Raw genomic sequence first — 13,487 nt, forward strand, 5'->3', positions numbered from 1 at the left:
TTTCAGCCCTTCGCTATCACATCAATGCAGCCGTCTGGTTGGCGTATGGCCCGGCGCGATGACGGCACAATGATGGTGGTTTCATCCTCTGTGATGGCCGCAGGGCCGCTGACCTCCGCCCCCTCGGCCATGCCGCCCCGCAGCACCACCGCAGCTTCTGTGAAACCGGATTTTGCCGGGTCAAACATCTGTCTGTGGCCAGCAACCGCTGCCGTGCTACGCACCTCGGCCAAGGCGACCGGAGCGACCACATCCTGCGGGGTTGTTGCATTGACCGACCAGACCGTGATCTCAATGTCCAGACCCTGCACCGTGCGACCAAAGAGCTTGGCATAATCTTCTTCGAAAAGGCGCTCAAATGTTGCGGCGTCAGGGGCCATGGCCTGCGCCTGGGTCAGCACGATCGGGATTTCCCACCCCTGCCCGGTATAGCGCATATAGACTTTGAATTCCGACAGGATGTCCGCCGTGGCATCGCAGTTGCGCACAAACCCCGTGGCTTCGGATTGCAGTTCCGACAACAGCGCCTGGATTCTGACCGCATCAAAATCCGACAACTTCATGTAGACTGAGCGGTTCGCCTCGAAACTGAAAGGCGCGCGCAAAAAGCCGATGGCCGATCCCACCCCGGCACCCGGCGGCACCAGCAGCCTGTCTACCCCGAGTTTTTCACACAGACGCCCGGCATGCAGCGGGGCGGCGCCACCAAAGGCGATCATGGTGTATTCGCTGAGGTCCTCGCCATTCTCGACAGCATGCACCCGCGCGGCGTTGGCCATGTTTTCATCCACCACTTCGGCCAATCCAAAGGCCGATGTCGCCGCATCCATGTCCAGTGTCTCGCCCAGCTCCGACATAAGGGCGTTTTGGGAATTGTCCGTATGTAGTGGAATGGACCCGCCCGCGAAATTCTCCGGATCAAGCTTGCCCAGCACCAGATCAGCATCTGTCACGGCAGGTCTGTCTCCGCCCCGACCGTAGCAGGCAGGCCCCGGCTCAGAACCTGCACTTTCGGGCCCCACCCGGATTTGCCGCAGCGCATCCACATGGGCCAGTGACCCGCCGCCCGCGCCAATTTCCACCATGTCGATAACCGGGATCGAAATCGGCATGCCGGAGCCCTTCTTGAACCGATAGGTGCGCGCCACTTCAAAAACCCGGCTGGTTTTTGGCGTCTGGTTCTTGATCAGGCAGATTTTCGCTGTGGTGCCCCCCATGTCGAAGGACAGCACCTTGTTCAGCCCGTAGCGCGCCGCAATATGGGCGGCAAAAACCGCGCCCCCGGCCGGGCCGGATTCCACCAGACGCACCGGAAATTCCGCAGCGCTTTCCAGCGAGATGATCCCGCCACCCGAATGCATCAGAAAGGTATTGCAGCGCACGCCCTCGTCGCTCAAACGCCCCTCAAGCCGACCAAGGTAGGATTTCATCAGCGGCTTGATATAGGCATTCGCAACCACCGTATTAAAACGCTCGTATTCGCGCATCTGCGGGGAGACTTCGGCGGATATTGAGATCATCGCGTCGGGCATTTTCTCAGCGACGACTTCAGCCACCAGCCTTTCATGCGCGTCATTCAGATAGGAATGGATCAGGCCAATGGCGACACTCTCGTAACCGGCCTGCGCGATCTCGTCGACAAGCGTTTCGACCTCCTTGCGGTCCATCGCGATCAGCACCTCCCCCCGCGCGTCAATGCGTTCGGTCACGGTATAGCGCCTTTGGCGTGGCAAAAGCGGTTCGGGCAGGTTGAGGTTCAGATCATATTGCTCAAACCGGCTTTCGGTGCGCATTTCAATCACGTCGCGAAATCCACGCGTGGTGATCAATGCAGTTTTGGCCCCGCGACGTTCGATCAACGCATTGGTGGCCAGCGTTGTCCCATGAATGATCTGATCAATGTCTGATGGGCTGACACCCGCCTTGGCACAAACCTGATGCATGCCATCAATGATCGCGTTTTCCGGCGCGGCATAGGTGGTCAGCACCTTGGTGGAGAATGGCTCCCCCGCCTTTTCCAGCACCACATCCGTAAACGTGCCGCCAATATCTACACCAAGGCGAATTGAAGATTGCATTACAGGCCTACTCTGATCAAAGCTCACCGACACTTAATCAGGCGCACATGATAGCTTCAAATTCTTATTTTCGATAGACTTGATAAACAAACATGATCTTCTGATTTCAAATGCCGGTCGGCAGCGCGCCCTTTATGGTTCTTCGCTCAGGTGCTTTTCCATATGGACCTTACTGCCGGCTCTCCCGGTTTCCCGCCATCCCAGGTGTTCATACATCGCCACATTGTCAGGCATGTTGACGTGGGTACTCAGTTTCAGAACCTGCACCGCCAGCGTTTGGCATGCCTGTTCAATATGTCTCAACAGCATGCGCCCCACCCCGCGCCCTTTTGCAGAACTGGCCACGGCGATGTTGGCCAGTTGAGCATCGGGAATATCCAAGACAACGATGGCCCCGCCGACGATCTCACCCTCCAGCACCGCAACCCAGGTAAAGTGATTGGCTATGTCCTGCTCTACATCTGCGGCAATATCCGGCAAATCCGGTATCGTTTCTGTGTAACTGGCGTATGCATCTTGAATGCAAGCAGCGAGGCGGTCGGCATCAACGGGCGTGGCGCGTCGAATATCAATGGGTCCCATAGGCAAATACTATTGTGCGATTCGGAGATCGCAAGGCATCGTTATCAAGCTGTGAGACCCCTGATATCTTTTTCAGGTTGGCAAGTTTCCGCAGCACGCCACTCAATTTCTTTACGAAACTTCCCAAAAAATGCCACCCTTAGTTCAGGTGGTTCCTGAGTGGTCAGTTTTGACCGCTATACCTGTTTGATTTTGAGCAGGTCGACTAGGGAATCTGCGGGATATTTAAGGAATTGATCATGATAAATCGCCGAAAGTTATTACACTTTTCCGCCTTTGGGGCCGCTGCTGCATTGGGTGGATGTTCTGTCCTCCGAAGCTTGACACCCACAGATTTTGATTTTCCGGTGATTGATATCCACGGCCATATCTTCAACGGTACGGACATTCCCGTTCAGGGCTATTTGGAGCAGGTCTTCTTGCGCGATCCCCATTCGGAGATTGAGCCGCCCGGCCTCGTCGGATCGCTGCTGCGCCTGCTGGTCTTCATTTTTAGGGAAGCCACGCCGGACGCGAAACAGGAGTTGAATGCGCTCAGGTCCCCGACGCAGGGTGATTTTGCACCGGCCGTGGCGGGACGATCAGACGCCGGTGACAGCGCCGCCGTGGCACGCGCGCTGGCCAATTTTCGCGCCAACCTTGCCAATCGGGATGCAGCACCCTCACTCGATGGCAGCAATCCCGATCAGGAGCTTCTGGATCTGCTCGCGGGCCCTTCTGACGAGATTCCTGACTTCGCCCCAAGCATCGGTGCCCCCGCGGATTTTCCCACCGCTCAACGCATTTATGAACGTGAACCGGGTCAGAAAACCTATGTCCGCAATTCGCGCATCTTTCAGACGATCCGTTGGGCAGGGCTTCTGACCCGACCACGCAGTCGCATTCTTGATGAATATGTCTCGCTCTACAAAGAAACCGGTCAGGTCAGCGTGTTGTCGCCTTCCATATTGGATTTTGAACTGTGGTTCCGCGCCGATGACAAGGTGTCGCCAATGAGTGATCAGGTTGAGGTCATGTCCGAAATCGCCAGGCGGAACAATGAGTTGCTTGTTCTGAACTTCCTGCAATTCTGCCCGCTTCGGGCCGCATTGCAGCGCAGGCAGGGACGAAACCCACTGCAGTTGCTGGAACACGCGGTGAAGCGGCGCGGTTTTGCAGGCGTCAAGCTGTATCCACCGCTTGGCTATAAGCCAATCGGCAATGCCGCAGACGCAAGCTTTGGGGAAAAACCCGGGAAAAAGGTACGCGGCGCCCAGATAGATCGCGAATTGAATGCCCTATTTGATTGGTGCGTCAGAAACGATGTCCCGATCAAATCCCATGCCACCAATTCGAATGATGCCGGCGTTTGCACGGCCCAGAATGCCTCTCCGGCACTTTGGGCACCGGTCCTCAAGGCCCGGCCCGAGCTCCGGCTGAACCTCGCGCATTTTGGTCGGTTTGATGAATCGGTTGAAACAAGCAAATGCAGCGGCGGCCCCACCGATTGGGAAGAGCTGACGGCGCAAATGCTTGACAGCGATCCAGGTCTCCATACTGATCTTGGCTATTGGGTCAAAGCCTATGACGGACCGTTTTCCAATAGGTCGAGGATCAGGAACCGCCTGCGCCAATTGGTCCGCGACTACCCCACGCTCGAAGATCGCCTGATGTTTGGCACCGATTGGTCGATACTTGCCAGAGAGCCCACGCATCCTGACTATATCGGACAAATCGAAGGCGTGGTGCAGACCGTTGGGCTTGATGCCCGCCGGGTATTTCATGACAATGCCGTGGGTTTTCTCGGCCTCATGCCGGGAACCCAACAGTGGGCGCGCCTGTCTGCGTTCTTCGGGGAAGACAGGCTCAGAAACAGTTTGACGTAGGTGGTTGTGACCCCTCAGTCGTAGCGCAGTTCGGTCGCCTTGCCCCGGAAGATATAATAGGACAGCACCGTGTAGCCGAGGATGGCGGGAAAAACGAATACTGTGCCGATCAGGATGATAAAGAGGCTTTCAGGCGCAGACGCCGCTTCGTAAATGGTGATCTGTTCAGGCACCACATAGGGGTAAAACGAATAGGCCATGCCGCAAAAGGCCAGCACAAACAGCGCCATCGCGGCGGCAAAAGGTGCCCAGACCCGTTTGCCGGTGGTCTTTGGAAGGTTGCGCAGTTGCCACCACAAGTAGATGACCAGCACAACCGACAGAACGGGCAGCGGCGACAGGTAAAGGAATTCCGGCAGGCTGAACCATTTCTCAAAAATGCGCGGGCTGACAAAGGGCGTGGCCAGCGATATCGCCACGATCCCCAGGACCAGCCCCCAGATGCCCCCCTTGGCCCAGCCAACGGCGCGTCGTTGCAGCGCACCATCGGTTTTGGCGATCAGCCAGGCCGCGCCGATGAAACTGTATCCCACGGTCAGAAAAACCGCTGTCAGCAGCGCAAAGCCGATGTGGCTCCATGTCCAGTTCAGCCCCATGACATACATCCCAAGCATGAACCCCTGGCTCATCGACGCCATCAGGGACCCGGCGAAAAACGCGGCATTCCACCGCGGTTTCTGCGCGATGGGTGCCTTGGCGCGAAACTCAAAGGAAACACCCCGCAGGATCAGCCCGATCAGCATCACAAAGACCGGAAAATAAAGCGAGGTCAGGATGACCCCATGGGCGGTTGGAAAGGCGACCAGCAACAGGCCGATGGCCAGCACCAGCCATGTTTCATTGGCGTCCCAGAAAGGGCCGATGGAGGCGACCAGACGATCCTTTTCCACCGGTTCCGCCAGCGGCATCAACAGGCCCACGCCCAGATCAAACCCGTCAAGGATCACATAGATCAGGATCGACAGGCCCATCAGAAAGGCGAAAGTCCAGGGCAGCCAGACGGCGGGGTCTCCAAACATCTCCATGCTCATTCTCCCGGTTGCAGGGCGGCGACTTCGGCTTCACCGCTACGCGGATATCGGCGCGTCGACATGGGCTCGCCCCGGGAGGCCTTGCGTGCCAGATAGGTGATGACAGCGATATAGGCGATGATCAGCGCGGCATAGACCAGCAAGTATCCGATCAACGTGCCCAGAACCATGCCCGACGGCACATCACTGACCGCCTCCTTGGTTGTCAGAATGCCCTGCACCAGCCACGGCTGTCGCCCGATTTCAGTGGTGTACCAACCGGCCAGCGTCGCGATCCAGCCACTGAAACTCATCGCCGTAAAGGCGTATAGCGGCAATCTGGGCATGTTTTCCGCCCCGTATCTGCGCAGATAGTACAGACCGGCCCAGGACAGGATCAGCATGGCCATGCCAGTGCCAACCATCACGCGGAAACTAAAAAACACCGGGGCCACACGCGGGTGCAGGGGCCTGCCATCTTCGGCCACAAAATCATTCAGCCCCGGCACCACGCCATCCAGTTTATGGGTCAGGATCAGAGAGGCACCATTGGGTATGCGCAGCTCAAAATGGTTGGTGCGCTCCGCGTCATCCGGGATCGCAAAGAGCAACAGCGGCACGTTCGGTCCGGTCTCCCAATTGCCTTCCATGGCCGCGACCTTGGCAGGCTGGTATTCCAACGTGTTCAGACCATGATGATCGCCCGCCAGAATCTGCAAGGGGATCAGCACCGCCCCGGTGATAATGCCGAAGCGAAAAGTGGATTTCACATTCTCCGCCCGGTCACCCCACAGCAGGCGCAGAGCAGAGATACCCGCGATCAGGAAGGCCACGGTCAGCCCCGAGGCCAGCAGCATGTGGATCAACCGGTAGGGCATCGAGGGGTTGAAAATAATCTCCCACCAGTTGGTGGCAAAAACGATCCCGTCGCGCAGTTCATGCCCCTGTGGTGTGTGCATCCAGGAATTCAGCACGATGATCCAGAAGGCGGACATGGTGGTGCCGAAAGCCACGAGGAATGTCGCCAGCGTATGCACCCAGGGCTTCACCCGTGATGCGCCAAAGAGCATAATCCCCAGAAAGACCGCTTCGAGGAAAAAGGCAGTCATCACCTCATAGGCCAGCAGCGGCCCCGCCACATTGCCGACAGTTTCCATGAAACCCGGCCAATTCGTTCCGAACTGGAAAGACATGGTGACGCCCGACACCACGCCCATGGCAAAGGAGAGGGCAAAGATTTTCACCCAGAACATATAGGCGTCCATCCACTTCTGCTCTCCCGTTGCGTTGAAACGCAGCTTGAAGAACAGCAGCACCCAGCCCAGAGCGATGGTGATCGTCGGGAACAGGATATGGAACGATATATTCGCGCCAAATTGAATGCGCGACAAAAGCAATGTGTCCATAGTGCGTACCTCAAATCATCAACAACCGCCTCGAAGGCGCTTACTCCAGAAGTAGTTGCGGATGTCTCAATGCCCATTGCGATGCGACGATTTGCGCATCTTTAGATGGGTGTGCGTTGTGAGGCCTCGCCCTCTTGCGAGCGGCCCCAACCGCCAGACGGCGCGGTTTTCAATCTTTCGGGTCCGGGTATTCGACCGGTCCACCTTGCTTTTCCCATGTCGAAAACCCTTCTTTCAGATGGGCAGCCTCGAACCCCATATCCTGCAGCGTCGCCGTGGTTATCGCGGAGCGCCACCCCGAGGCGCAGTGAAAAACGAATTTCTTGTCCTGCGCGAAAATATCCTTGAAATAAGGGCTGTCGGGGTCAATCCAGAACTCGATCATCCCCCGCGGCGCGTGAAAACTGCCCGGAATATACCCGCTGCGCTGCCGTTCGCGAACATCACGAATATCCACGATCACCACATCCGGATCATCCAGCATCGCGATCAGATCGCGTGTTTCAATCTCTTCAATCCGCTCACGGGCCTCCGCAACCATCTGTGCGGAAGTCGTTTTTAATGCAGCCATGTTTCGCTCTCCGGTTCTTGAGGGGATCGGGTATGATGCGAACTCTTGCACAGCTTGCAGGGGGCAACAACTGCTGCCACAAGAGCAATGGCGCGAACCTCTTCAATTGACACATGCGGGACGTCAGAACGATCCTCGTGCGCGGATTACCCGCAAGGCCCATCAAGACAGGAAGCAGCACTTTGGACTATTCGGTACTCCTGTTGATCGCCGCCGGGGCGTTTCTTTTTTCGGGTGCAATCAAGGGGCTGACGGGCATTGGTCTGCCAACAGCTGCCATCGCGCTGATGACGCTCTTCCTTGACCCCCGCACCGCAATTGCCCTCGTGATGTTCCCGATGATCGGATCAAATGCATGGCAGGTGTTTCGTTCGGGTCATCTTTGGCGAACCGCGCGTCTCTATGCCGTGTTTGCTGTCGTGCTGCTTGTGGGCGTCGCCGCCACGACCTTTTTCACAAAAGACACATCGGATCGCGCTTTGCTCGCTGTTCTGGGCGTGGTCATCCTGATTTTTGTCGCCGTCAGTTGGAAGGGTATGGTGCCGCCCTTGCCGGAACGCCACGACCGCAAGGCGCAGTTTGGCTTCGGCCTCATGGCCGGCATCATCGGCGGCATGACCGCCGGATGGGGCGCACCGCTGGCCATGTATCTGGCCACAAAACGTGTCGATAAGGATGAATTTGTCCGCGCAACCGGATTTCTCATCTTCGTGGGCAGCCTGCCCCTTTGCATCGCCTATGCCCAATTGGGGTTCCTGACGGGTCTCCTTGCCGGGGCATCAGCGATCATGCTGATCCCCACAATCGCAGGGTTCAGCATGGGAGAGGTTTTGCGCAAAAAGCTCTCCGTCTCCGGCTTTCGCAACGCGCTGCTGATCGTCTTTGTTTTCCTGGGCCTCAACCTGCTACGTCGCGCAATCTGGTACGCTTAGAAACAGGATTGCAGCAGTTCGGTTGTGTTCTTGACCGTCATCTTGACCGGGTTGCCACCGCAGCTCGGGTCCTGAAGGGCCGAAGCGACCAGCGCGTCGATATCCGGTCGCGTCACACCCAAATCGGTCAGGTTTTTCGGTATCCCCAGTTTGTCGTTCAAATCGCCCACAAACCCGTAAAACCCATCGAAACCGCCCGAGATGCTGAGGTAGTTCGCCGCCCGCGCAAGATGTTTGCGCACCTTGGGCCGGTTGAACATCAACACCTGCTGCATCACCACCGCATTTGTCGTGCCATGATGCGTATGATGCACAGCCCCGATGGGATGCGAAAGCGCGTGAATGGCCCCAAGGCCCTTTTGAAAGGCCGTGGCGCCCATCGCCGCCGCCGACATCATATGCGCACGCGCCGTCAGGTTGGTGCCATCCTCATAGGCCAGCAGCAGGTTGTCCTTGACCAGGCGCATCCCTTCAAGCGCGATACCCTGGCTCATCGGGTGGTAAAGGGGGGAACAATAGGCCTCCAGACAATGGGCAAAGGCGTCCATGCCGGTTCCGGCGGTGATTGCGGGGGGCATGCCCACGGTCAGTTCAGGATCGCAGATCACCACGGCGGGCAGAATTTTCGGGTGGAAAATGATCTTCTTCTCATGGGTTTGCGAATTGGTGATGACGCTGGCGCGTCCGACTTCGGACCCGGTGCCCGCCGTTGTCGGCACCGCGACGATAGGCACAATCGCATCCGCATCTGCGCGCGTCCACCAATCGCCAATATCCTCGAAATCCCACAAAGGGCGCGTTTGCCCCGCCATGAAAGCAATCACCTTGCCCAGATCAAGACCCGAACCACCGCCAAAGGCCACAACCCCATCATGCCCGCCCTCGCGAAAGACGCGCACCCCTTCTGCGGCGTTTATCTCTGTGGGGTTCGGATCCACATCTGAAAACATCGCCCGGCCCAGACCAGCCGTGGTCAGCAGTTCCAGCGCGTTCTGCGTGATCGGCAGCTCTGCCAGCCCCTTGTCCGTGACCAGCAGCGGTTTGGTGATCCCTGCTGCCTTGCAGGCGTCGGCAAGTTCCGAGATGCGTCCGGCACCAAAGCGCATGGCGGTGGGGTAGGACCAGTTTGCAACGAGTGACATCAGTTCAGGCCTTCTTGAGATGGTATGATTTCGGGCGGGTCAAGTTGTGATAGCCAATGACTGACAGACCGCCCCCGCGACCGGTATCCTTGCAACCAGTCCAGCACAAGCCCGGATCGAGGTAGTCGGCGCGGTTGAGAAACACGGTGCCGGTCTCGATGGCATCACCAATGGCCTCGGCACGGGCGGCATCCGCGGTCCAGAGCGAAGCCGTCAGCCCATAGTCGCTGTCGTTCATCAGCCGGATGGCCTCGGCATCATCCTTGACCGGCATGATCCCGACCACCGGGCCAAAGCTTTCCTCGCGCATCACCCGCATCGAATGATCCACATCCACGAGGATTTGCGGCATCAGATAGGCCCCCTCATCCTGCGGGAAAAGTGCCGGATCAATCAGCGCGCGGGCACCGGAGGCCACTGCCTCCGCCGTCTGGCTGCGCACAAGATCGGCAAAGCGCGCCTGCGCCATCGGGCCCAACGTCGTTTCGGGGTCAAGCGGGTTGCCCAGCCTGTAGCCCTCCACGATCTTGACCGCCTTTTCGACAAAGGCGTCAAAAAGGCTCTCGGTCACGTAAATCCGCTCGATCCCGCAGCAGCACTGGCCGGAATTGAACATCGCCCCGTCGATCAGTGTCTCTGCCGCTGCCGTCAGATCCGCGTCTTCCATTACATAGCCAGGGTCCTTGCCGCCAAGCTCAAGCCCCAGACCGGTGAAGGTGCCTTGTGCTGCGGCTTCCATCGCCCGTCCACCGGCGACCGATCCGGTGAAATTCACAAAACCAAAGGCCCGATCAGCGATCAGCGCAGAGGTCGTTTTGTGATCGAGAAAGACATTCTGGAAAACATCCGCCGGTACGCCAGCGTTCTGAAAGGCCCGCGCCATGCGCTCACCCACCAGCGGCGTCTGGCTCGCGTGTTTCAGCATCACGGCATTGCCGGCAATCAGCGCTGGTGCCACCGTGTTAATCGCCGTCATATAAGGATAGTTCCAAGGGGCCACGACAAGCACCAGCCCGTGCGGAACACGTTTGATCATGCGTTTGAAAGCGCCGCTGTCCTCCAACATAATCGGGGCCAGCGCCTCTTCGGCAATCTCGGCCATATATTGACTACGCTCATCAAACCCGCCGAACTCACCGCCATAGCGGATGGGTCTGCCCATCTGCCAGGCCAGTTCCGGCACGATCTCGTCATTCATCGCGCCCACATTCGCGACACCGGCGCGCACCAGTTCGATCCGTTCTGTCAGCGGGCGTGCGGCCCAGGCAGTTTGCGCCACTTTAGCCTTGGCGACCGCTTCGGCGGCTTCGAATTCGTTCAATGTCGAGCGGGTCGCATAGATCGATCCGTCGACCGGAGAGATACAGGTGATGGTCATGGTTCAGGCCCTTTCAAAACTGCGCGCGATTTCCCAATCTGTCACAGCCCGGTCAAATTCCTCCTGCTCCCATTCGGCAGCGCGGGTGTAATGGTCGACCACATCATCGCCCATGGCTTCTCGCAGCATTTTCGAGTTGCGCAGGGTCTCGGTTGCTGCGCGCAGCGTCTGGGGGATATCGGCGGCTTTGTCGTCCTCATAGACATCACCTGTGGTGGGCGGAGCAAGCGCCAGCTTGTCCTCGATCCCCTTGATGCCTGCCGCCAGCATCGCTGCCTGCGCCAGATAGGGGTTGAGATCTGACCCGCCAATCCGGCACTCGACGCGGACACCTTTGGTGCCATCGCCGCACAACCGAAAGCCCGCCGTGCGGTTATCGACCGACCAGACCGTCTTGGTGGGCGCAAAGGTGCCCTTGGCAAAGCGCTTGTAGCTGTTCACGTAAGGCGCCAGAAAACACACATAATCAGGCGCATAGGCGATCAGCCCGGCCATATAATGTTGCATTAGATCGGACATGCCCAGATCGGCGCCCTCCTGATAGAACACCGGCTTGCCGCCCTGCCACAGGGATTGGTGCACATGTGACGAACTGCCAACCTTCCCCGCGTTCCACTTGGGCATGAAACTCGCGGCATGCCCCTGCTGCCATGCGATCTCCTTGACCGCGTGTTTGGCCAGGCTGTGATGATCGGCACAATCGAGCGCTTCAGCATAGCGGATGTTCAGTTCTTCCTGACCCGCCTCAGCTTCGCCCTTTGTATTCTCAACCGGCACACCCGCAGCATAGAGGTGGTTGCGCAGCGGGCGCATGATCGCCTCTTCCTTAGTGGTCTGAAGAATATGGTAATCCTCGTTATACCCGCTGATCGGCGCGAGATCGCGGAACCCGTTTTTGCGAATGTCGTCAAAACTCTTCTCGAAGAGGAAGAATTCCAGCTCCGTGGCCATCATCGCGGTGAAGCCCAGCGCATCGAGCCGCGCGATCTGTTTTTTCAGAACCGCACGGGGGGAATGCGGCACCGGTTGATGCGTATGATGGTCCAGCACATCGCACAGAACCAAAGCGGTGCCCTCCAGCCACGGCACCGGGCGCAGCGTGTCGAGGTCCGGTTTCATGACGTAGTCGCCGTAACCGGATTGCCAGGAGGTGCTGGCGTACCCATCAGGCGTGGCCATTTCAAGATCGGTGGCCAGCAGATAATTGCAGCAATGGGTTTCCGCATGAGAATGCTCGACAAAGTTCATCGCGTGAAAACGCTTGCCCATCAGGCGGCCCTGCATGTCGACGATGCAGGCAAGAACGGTGTCGATCTCACCGGATTTGGCGGCTGTTTTCAATGCCTCAAACGTCAGGGTTCCGGCCATGTTCAGGATCCTTTCTCATGGGGAAGCGCCCCCGCGGGACGGGGACGCTTTTGGTCATCTTTGGCGGCTTACTCGAAGTTGTAAGGCACACCCGCCTGGTTGATGACGCTGTTGTATTCCTTGAAGATGTTGACGATCTTCTGATGCACTTCACCTTCCTGGGCAACCTCTTCCCAGAACTCCTTGGCGGCGTTTTCGACCTCGGCCCATTCTGAGGGTGGCACGGACCGCAGTTGCAGCTTGTCGCCATTGGCCCGCAGGGCCGCTTCGCCCCCCCAGTACCACTGGTTGCGATAGGTGTGTCCGGCTTCGGTTGCCGCCATGACAACCGATTTTAGGTGATCCGGCAGTTCCGCCCAGCGCTCCTCGTTGACAAACCACGACCCGATCCATGCGCCCGAGATGTTGTTGGTCAGGAAGTAGTCTGTCACATCCGCCCAGCCCACGGTGTAGTCTTCGGTGATGCCCGACCAAGCCATGCCATCAAGCTCACCGGTCTGCACGGCAACCTCCGCATCCTCATAGGGAATGTTCACCGGCACCACGCCGAACTTGGACAGGAAGCGGCCCGCCGTTGGGAAAGTATATAGCTTCAGACCGTCAAGATCAGCGACCGAGGTGATCTCTTTCTTGGTATTGAAATTACAAGGATCCTGCCCCGCAGCGGACAGCCACTTGACCCCTACCTTGGCGTACTCCTCTTCCCAGATCTCTTTCAGCCCATACTGGTTGAAGAGCACCGGCACGTCGAGAATATGCTTGGTCGCAAACGGGAAATACCCGCCAAACATCCGCAGGGGTGTCGGGGACGCCATCGAGTCGTCATCGGAATGGACCCCGTCAATGGTGCCGCGTTGCAGCGCCTGGAAAAGCTCGCCCGTGGGCACGATCTGATCCGCATAGAACAGTTCGACCTCCAGTTCGCCATTGGAATTGGCATTGATGTAATCGATGACCGGCTTGGTCACATGCTCGCCCAATGCACCACCGGCATAGGTCTGGAACCGCCATTTGATGGCCGTCTGCGCCTTTACGATGGAAGGGCTGGCCAGGGCCGCAGCACCACCGACACCGGCAGTGGTCAGGAACTTACGTCTCGTCGTCATGTTGATTTCCTCTCTGTTGTCGCTCGTCTCATTTGTCCCTTTGAGGGAT

General features: G+C 58.1%; 11 protein-coding genes. 2 read left to right on the forward strand and 9 right to left on the reverse strand.

The features are described from left to right. Positions 1–2: 2 nt before the first annotated feature. Positions 3–2,078, reverse strand: a complete 2,076-nt coding sequence (locus ACOTTU_RS12610; protein ID WP_425658464.1) for a hydantoinase/oxoprolinase family protein — start codon at positions 2,076–2,078, stop codon at positions 3–5. Positions 2,079–2,210: 132 nt separating this feature from the next. Then, positions 2,211–2,660, reverse strand: a complete 450-nt coding sequence (locus ACOTTU_RS12615) for a GNAT family N-acetyltransferase (RefSeq protein WP_425658466.1) — start codon at positions 2,658–2,660, stop codon at positions 2,211–2,213. A 239-nt stretch (positions 2,661–2,899) separates the two neighbouring features. Here ACOTTU_RS12615 and ACOTTU_RS12620 point away from each other — a divergent pair, with 239 nt between their 5' ends. Further along, a complete protein-coding gene (locus tag ACOTTU_RS12620; protein ID WP_425658468.1) occupies positions 2,900–4,525 on the forward strand; it encodes an amidohydrolase family protein in 1,626 nt (541 codons plus the stop codon). Between the two features lie 14 nt (positions 4,526–4,539). Here ACOTTU_RS12620 and ACOTTU_RS12625 read toward each other — a convergent pair whose 3' ends face one another. The 3 genes from ACOTTU_RS12625 to ACOTTU_RS12635 form a co-directional block, all read right to left on the reverse strand. Next, positions 4,540–5,550, reverse strand: coding sequence for a cytochrome d ubiquinol oxidase subunit II (locus ACOTTU_RS12625; protein ID WP_425658470.1), 1,011 nt, complete (start codon positions 5,548–5,550; stop codon positions 4,540–4,542). A 2-nt stretch (positions 5,551–5,552) separates the two neighbouring features. Continuing rightward, a complete protein-coding gene (locus ACOTTU_RS12630; RefSeq protein ID WP_425658472.1) occupies positions 5,553–6,941 on the reverse strand; it encodes a cytochrome ubiquinol oxidase subunit I in 1,389 nt (462 codons plus the stop codon). Positions 6,942–7,110: 169 nt separating this feature from the next. Next, positions 7,111–7,512: a rhodanese-like domain-containing protein gene (locus tag ACOTTU_RS12635; protein ID WP_425658474.1), complete on the reverse strand. Its 402-nt coding sequence runs from the start codon at positions 7,510–7,512 to the stop codon at positions 7,111–7,113. A gap of 113 nt (positions 7,513–7,625) precedes the next feature. On the opposite strand from ACOTTU_RS12635, the gene ACOTTU_RS12640 reads away from it, so the two are divergent. Continuing rightward, entirely contained in the window at positions 7,626–8,444 is an 819-nt protein-coding gene (locus tag ACOTTU_RS12640; protein WP_425658476.1) for a sulfite exporter TauE/SafE family protein, read from the forward strand. Here the strand turns inward: ACOTTU_RS12640 and ACOTTU_RS12645 are convergent. The 4 genes from ACOTTU_RS12645 to ACOTTU_RS12660 form a co-directional block, all read right to left on the reverse strand. Then, positions 8,441–9,586 carry an iron-containing alcohol dehydrogenase gene (locus ACOTTU_RS12645; protein WP_425658478.1) on the reverse strand — a complete coding sequence of 382 codons (1,146 nt, stop codon included), beginning with the start codon at positions 9,584–9,586 and terminating at the stop codon, positions 8,441–8,443. The genes ACOTTU_RS12640 and ACOTTU_RS12645 overlap by 4 nt on opposite strands. Before the next feature lie 4 nt (positions 9,587–9,590). Continuing rightward, positions 9,591–10,964, reverse strand: coding sequence for an aldehyde dehydrogenase family protein (locus tag ACOTTU_RS12650; protein ID WP_425658480.1), 1,374 nt, complete (start codon positions 10,962–10,964; stop codon positions 9,591–9,593). 3 nt (positions 10,965–10,967) lie between these two features. Beyond that, positions 10,968–12,332: a glutamine synthetase family protein gene (locus tag ACOTTU_RS12655; protein ID WP_425658482.1), complete on the reverse strand. Its 1,365-nt coding sequence runs from the start codon at positions 12,330–12,332 to the stop codon at positions 10,968–10,970. Positions 12,333–12,400: 68 nt separating this feature from the next. After that, positions 12,401–13,438, reverse strand: coding sequence for a TRAP transporter substrate-binding protein (locus tag ACOTTU_RS12660; RefSeq protein ID WP_425658484.1), 1,038 nt, complete (start codon positions 13,436–13,438; stop codon positions 12,401–12,403). Positions 13,439–13,487 lie beyond the last annotated feature (49 nt).

The organism is Roseobacter sp. EG26, assembly GCF_049830555.1.
Taxonomy (GTDB): Bacteria; Pseudomonadota; Alphaproteobacteria; order Rhodobacterales; family Rhodobacteraceae; genus Roseobacter.

Excerpts from the sequence above, each read along its gene's own strand:
- ACOTTU_RS12610 (WP_425658464.1), bottom strand. The coding sequence starts at position 2,078 with ATGCAATCTTCAATTCGCCTTGGTGTAGATATTGGCGGCACGTTTACG.
- ACOTTU_RS12615 (WP_425658466.1), bottom strand. The coding sequence starts at position 2,660 with ATGGGACCCATTGATATTCGACGCGCCACGCCCGTTGATGCCGACCGC.
- ACOTTU_RS12620 (WP_425658468.1), top strand. The coding sequence starts at position 2,900 with ATGATAAATCGCCGAAAGTTATTACACTTTTCCGCCTTTGGGGCCGCT.
- ACOTTU_RS12625 (WP_425658470.1), bottom strand. The coding sequence starts at position 5,550 with ATGGAGATGTTTGGAGACCCCGCCGTCTGGCTGCCCTGGACTTTCGCC.
- ACOTTU_RS12630 (WP_425658472.1), bottom strand. The coding sequence starts at position 6,941 with ATGGACACATTGCTTTTGTCGCGCATTCAATTTGGCGCGAATATATCG.
- ACOTTU_RS12635 (WP_425658474.1), bottom strand. The coding sequence starts at position 7,512 with ATGGCTGCATTAAAAACGACTTCCGCACAGATGGTTGCGGAGGCCCGT.
- ACOTTU_RS12640 (WP_425658476.1), top strand. The coding sequence starts at position 7,626 with ATGCGGGACGTCAGAACGATCCTCGTGCGCGGATTACCCGCAAGGCCC.
- ACOTTU_RS12645 (WP_425658478.1), bottom strand. The coding sequence starts at position 9,586 with ATGTCACTCGTTGCAAACTGGTCCTACCCCACCGCCATGCGCTTTGGT.
- ACOTTU_RS12650 (WP_425658480.1), bottom strand. The coding sequence starts at position 10,964 with ATGACCATCACCTGTATCTCTCCGGTCGACGGATCGATCTATGCGACC.
- ACOTTU_RS12655 (WP_425658482.1), bottom strand. The coding sequence starts at position 12,332 with ATGGCCGGAACCCTGACGTTTGAGGCATTGAAAACAGCCGCCAAATCC.
- ACOTTU_RS12660 (WP_425658484.1), bottom strand. The coding sequence starts at position 13,438 with ATGACGACGAGACGTAAGTTCCTGACCACTGCCGGTGTCGGTGGTGCT.